General features: G+C 36.3%; 6 protein-coding genes. 4 read left to right on the top strand and 2 right to left on the bottom strand.

Annotation, left to right across the window (positions count from 1 at the left end):
- From SOY52_RS04935 to SOY52_RS04920, 4 genes are all read left to right on the top strand, one after another.
- Positions 1 to 281: Smr/MutS family protein (locus SOY52_RS04935; RefSeq protein WP_320847867.1), on the top strand; the 281-nt coding region annotated here is incomplete at its 5' end.
- Between the two features lie 154 nt (positions 282 to 435).
- Entirely contained in the window at positions 436 to 1,731 is a 1,296-nt protein-coding gene (locus SOY52_RS04930; RefSeq protein ID WP_320847866.1) for an extracellular solute-binding protein, read from the top strand.
- 76 nt (positions 1,732 to 1,807) lie between these two features.
- Complete coding sequence (locus SOY52_RS04925; RefSeq protein WP_320847865.1) at positions 1,808 to 2,734, top strand: sugar ABC transporter permease; 927 nt, start codon at positions 1,808 to 1,810, stop codon at positions 2,732 to 2,734.
- 14 nt (positions 2,735 to 2,748) lie between these two features.
- Positions 2,749 to 3,630 (top strand): carbohydrate ABC transporter permease, encoded by an 882-nt coding sequence (locus SOY52_RS04920; protein ID WP_320847864.1) that lies wholly within the window; start codon positions 2,749 to 2,751, stop codon positions 3,628 to 3,630.
- Between the two features lie 77 nt (positions 3,631 to 3,707).
- Here the strand turns inward: SOY52_RS04920 and infA are convergent, their stop codons facing one another.
- Both infA and SOY52_RS04910 read right to left on the bottom strand, forming a co-directional pair.
- Positions 3,708 to 3,926: a translation initiation factor IF-1 gene (gene infA, locus SOY52_RS04915; protein WP_276984182.1), complete on the bottom strand. Its 219-nt coding sequence runs from the start codon at positions 3,924 to 3,926 to the stop codon at positions 3,708 to 3,710.
- 164 nt (positions 3,927 to 4,090) lie between these two features.
- On the bottom strand, positions 4,091 to 5,533 hold a 1,443-nt coding region (locus SOY52_RS04910; RefSeq protein WP_320847863.1), incomplete at its 5' end, for a sodium/proline symporter.

Here is a 5,533-nt window from a genome sequence, read left to right as displayed (position 1 = left end):
CTCTTTCTACACTTGATTTACATGGCTTAACTTATAGTGAAGCTGAGAGTGAAATAAATAAATTCTTAGATGAGGCAATTGAATCCAACATTCAAAAGGTTGCAATTATTCATGGTAAGGGCTTGCACTCACAAGATGGTGTTGGGGTATTAAAAGACCTAGTGTATAAAATAATAAATGATAAAGGAGTTGCTCGTGATATTACAGTTCCTAAACCTCAATATGGAGGCAGTGGTGCTGTTTGGATTATTTTAAAGAAGGAAGAAAAAGAGATGTCTTGAGGCATCTCTTTTGTTCTATTGAGAAGAATATTTGTAATATTAATTAACTAAAAAAGGAAATTTCTTCAAAAAAAAATAAGAAATTACAATTGTTTAAAAACTAAACTTAGCCGATGATTATTTATAGAAAGCCATTAAAGGAGGCAATTTTTCTATGAAAAAAGCATTGGTTTTATTACTTTGTTTGGTCATGACACTTACATCTGTATTTGCTCAGGGTGCAAGTGAAGTTGATTCAAATCAACCTATTACTCTTGAGTTCTGGACACATGAGGACGCAGCTAGACAGGCTCTTGAAGACAGATATATTAAAGAGTTCTGCGAACTTCATCCAAATGTAACTGTTAATGTTACAAGACAGAGTGCTGAAAAACTCAGAGAGCTCGTACAGACAGCTTTCGCATCAGGTGAAGGTCCTTCATTCTTCAACCTTCCAATTGAAAATGAATTCCAGTACATTGAAGCAGGTAGAGTAGCTCCAGCTGATTACAAGACACTCGGCTTTAAGGATGCAAAAGATCTTCTTGCTAACTATGAAGATGGTATGATTGATGCTGTATACTATGATGGTGATGTTTATGGTCTTCCTCTCGAGTTAACAAACTGGTCAATTTTCTTAAATAAGAAAGTATTTAAAGATGCTGGTTTAGATCCTGAAAAAGATTTCCCAAAGACATGGGAAGACATGGTTAAAGTTAGTAGCAAGATCGTATTAAGAGATGGTGACATCATTAAGAGAAGAGGTTTTGACTTCAGATATTCTTATGAACTTACATACTTTGTTCCAATGGTAGAACAGCTTGGTGGTTCACTTTCAGAGAAAGACGGTTGTGTTAACAAAGATGCATGGGTAAAGGCTCTTACATTTATGCAGAATTGGGGACCTCAGGGTGAGAACCTTGGTAATCCTACATTAACAGCTGCTAGAAAGCTCTTTAATAAGGACAATGGTGATATCGCTATGTGTAATACAGGTCTCTACCAGGAAGCAAGAATTCTTTCTGATAACCCATCATTCTACAATAGTGGTGAGTGGATGGTAGTACCATATCCAGTATTTGAAGATGCTGTTAAAGACGTTGCAGGTTGCTACTATGGTCACTTCTACATGGTTAATGCTGATAAGTCTAAGGCTGAACAGCAGATGGCATGGGAACTCATTAAGTACTTCCTCTTAACAGAAGGTCATGCTGAAGAATATCTTACACAGGTAGGATTAATCCAGCCTACAAAGGCTCTCATGGAAGGTGAGACATACGCTTCAATGCCATATTCAGAAGTATTCAAGAATGACTTCGCAAGATCTCACATTGTATACCATGGCAAGGGTGCTTCAGAAATCCAGAGTGCTATCAACAGCGCAATCAAGCAGGTTATGCTCCAGGGTGCAGATCCTTCTAGCGCATATGATGCTCTCCAGAAGAACGTAATGGAAATCCTCGCTGACTAATATTGAGGTTTTATGAAATAGTGGGTCGGTTATCACTATGATCTCCCGGCCCACAACTTTTTAAAGAGGATGAAAAATGAAGAATGCAAAAAAATTTAGCATAGAGAAGCAGCAAGCAAGATGGGGTTTTGCATTTACTATCCCATGTTTAATCTTCTTTGCTGTATTCAGTTTCTATCCAATTATTAGTGCGTTTATTACAAGCTTAACAAACCGTGATGCAATTAAACGTACTTGGGACTTTATCGGATTCGATAACTATATTTATCTTTTTACACAATCTAATGGGGGATTCTCTCTACTAAATTCCCTTAAGGCAACAGGTATCTTTACAATTGGAACTTTTATTCCAATGGTAGTAGTATCATTAGTACTTGCCGTTATGATTATGCAACTTCGCAAGCCAGGTCAGTCTAAGATGTTTGAGCTTGCTTACTATACACCAGCGGTACTTTCAAGCGTAGTAGCTGCTACAATTTGGATGATATTATTCCAGCCTACAGGTCTCTTTAACCAATTATCTAACTTTGTAATGCGCACCTCTGGAAAGGATTTCCAATGGCTCACAAATGATAATATGCTTAGAGCATCAACAATAATCGTATACTTCTGGAAATACATAGGATATTTCACAATCCTATTTATAACAGGTCTTGCTTCAATTCCTCCTACAATTTATGAAGCAGCAATTGTAGATGGTTCTTCACGCTGGCATACTTTCTGGAAAATAACACTTCCACTCTTAAAGCCAACTATTATGCTCGTATCAATTATGGCAATGCTCCAGTGCTTAAAGACCTTCAGTACTCAGTACATGTTTGTTCAAGGTGGAACAGCAAGAGAGCCAATCGATGTTATTACAATGAACATTTATTACACTGGTGTTGTTAATAGAAGACTTGGCAGGTCAAGTGCAATGTCTATTATCTTGTTTGTTATCATGCTTTTCTTTACCTTCTTACAGTTTAAGACCCAGAAGGGTGATGAAGATGTTGAATATTGATTGGAGGAGTATAAATGAACAATAACAAATTTGTTGGTAAAGTTGGTGTAGGAGAAGTCATTACTTACATTGTACTTATCTTAGTTTTGATATTTACTATACTCCCACTAATTTTCATGCTTACAGCAGCTTTTATGGATGCAAAGCAAATCATGAGTATGCCTTATACTTGGATTCCTAGTAAGAAGTACTTCACATCAGAATCACGAACTTTCTTTACAAACTTCCAGAAGGCTATTTTAGGAAACCATGGAGAAAAGATTTTCTTTAGAAACCTTTTTAACTCCTTAGTAGTAGCTATTACTTGTGCTATTACAACAGTATTAATGGCTTCTCTTTGCGGTTATGGCCTTGCTAAATTTAACTTCAAAGGTAAGACCTTTGTATTTATGTTAATCATGAGTACAATGATGATTCCTTTTGAAGCAATCATGATTCCTCTATACTTAGTTGCTTCTAAGTTTAAGATGATAAATACAATCCCTGGTTTGATAATACCATTCTTGGTAAGTGCCTTTGGTGTTTTCCAAATGAGACAGTATTTGCTTACCTTCCCAAGTGAGTATCTTGATGCTGCTCGTGTTGATGGCCTTGGAGAATTTAAGATTTACTACAAAATAGTTCTTCCAAACTCAACTCCAGTAGTTGCAACACTTGGTATTCTATCCTTTAGAAACCAGTGGGATAACCTCTTGTGGCCACTACTTTGTTCTCAAGCAGAAAAGATGAAGACTATTCCTCTTTATATTTCTAAGTTCGCAGAGGAAAAGCAAACAGATGAAGGAGCTTTGATGGCTTGTGCACTGCTTGCTTCTATTCCAATGTTTATCCTCTTCTTCTCACTGTCAAAATACTTCCTTGGCGGTGCAGCGGTATATGAATCGAGAAAGGGATAATAAAAATAAAGCGCTCAAATTATTGGGCGCTTTTTTTATGCAAAAAAAAGCTTCCACGTCTGGAAGCCTAGTGCTAATCAGTGTTCTCTATAAACAATTCTGCCCTTTGAAAGATCATACGGTGATAGTTCAACTTTAACAATGTCACCTGGGACAATTCTGATGTAGTGTTTTCTCATCTTACCGGAGAGGTGAGCGAGAATAACTAGCTTATTCTGAAGCTCAACCCTAAATCTTGTATTTGGGAGTGCTTCCTTTACTACGCCTTCAACTTCAATAGCTTCTTCTTTAGCCACATTTCCTCCAAAATAATTGCTTTTCTTATAAAGCCTTAAAAAGTATAAAATGAATATAAGGCTAAGTCAATATAGTGATTTTGTATAAAATAGGGAATATCTTTGCCTATTAAAGATAAAAAATGCGGATAGCAAAATTCTATCCGCAAAAAACTTTGATACTTTTATTTTATTTCAGCATGACTAGAAGCTAAATTAAATTCATCAATAACACTTTGTTCTGGCTTTTTTGAACACAAGCTTACAATAACCATTACAATAAGACCAACAAGGAAAGCCGGTAATAGCTCGTATATACCAAATATTCCACCGATTGGTTTAATCATAAACTTCCAAACTAATACCATTAGGCCACCTGAGATCATGCCACAAAGAGCTCCAAGTCCTGTTGATCTCTTCCAATAGAGAGATAAAATAATAACAGGACCAAAAGCAGCACCAAAGCCTGCCCAAGCAAATGATACAATTGAGAATACTGAACTTGCTGGATTTCTAGCAATAACTAAACCAAGTATAGCAATTATTATTACCGTTGTTCTTGCCGCTATTATACTTTTCTTTTCTGAAAGGTTAATGTGCATTGCATCTTGTAAAATATCGTGAGATACACTTGATGAAGCAGCTAAAAGCTGTGAGTCAGCTGTGGACATAGTACTTGCTAAAATACCTGCAAGAATAAGTCCTGCAATTATTGCAGAAAAAATTCCATGAGATGATAAAAGTTTAGCAATTACAACAATAATTGTTTCAGATGCTGAACCTTCTAAGGTCTCTACAATAGAAAGGTTTGAAAGTACTCTTCCAATAACCCCGATAAAAAGGGCAACTGCCATTGCAATTAATACCCAAACTGTCGCAACTCTTCTTGAGAGAGAAAGCTTTTTTTCATCTTCAATTGCCATAAAGCGAAGTAGAATATGAGGCATACCAAAGTAACCAAGGCCCCAAGCAAGTGTAGAAACAACTGTCAAAAAACCATATGGAGATGCTACTTTTGTAACAGGATCATGAGTGAGGGTAAATGAGATATATCCAGCAAGCTGAGAAGCATTAGTTAATACTTGGTTAAATCCACCAGCTAGAGTTGTTGCATAAAATAATACAATGAATATTGCAAATGTCATAATAATTGACTGGATAAAGTCTGTTAAGGATGCCGCTAAAAAGCCTCCTGCTACTGTGTAGCTTATTATTACAATTGCAGAAACTATCATACAAGGCATGTATGGTAGTGAGAATAGAGACGAAAAGAGTTTTCCACATGCAGCAAAACCAGATGCTGTATAAGGAATAAAGAATACAATTATTATAACTGCAGCAACAACTGTAAGTATTTTATTCTCATCATGAAAGCGTTTTGAAAAGAATTGAGGTAGAGTAATAGAGCCTGTTACTTCTGTGTATCTTCTAAGTCTTCTAGCTGTTAATAACCAGTTGAAATATGTACCAATTCCAAGCCCAATAATTGTCCAGCCTACATCAGCAAGTCCTGAAAGATAAGCTACTCCTGGTAATCCCATTAATAAGTAACTTGACATATCAGAAGCTTCTGCACTCATTGCAGTTACAAATGGTCCTAGTTTTCTTCCTCCTAAATAGAAATCAGA

This window comes from Bullifex sp., from assembly GCF_034103065.1.
Taxonomy (GTDB): domain Bacteria; phylum Spirochaetota; class Spirochaetia; order Sphaerochaetales; family Sphaerochaetaceae; genus Bullifex.
Note: the sequence above shows the minus strand (reverse complement) of the source record. Positions and strands in the feature narration are given on the sequence as shown.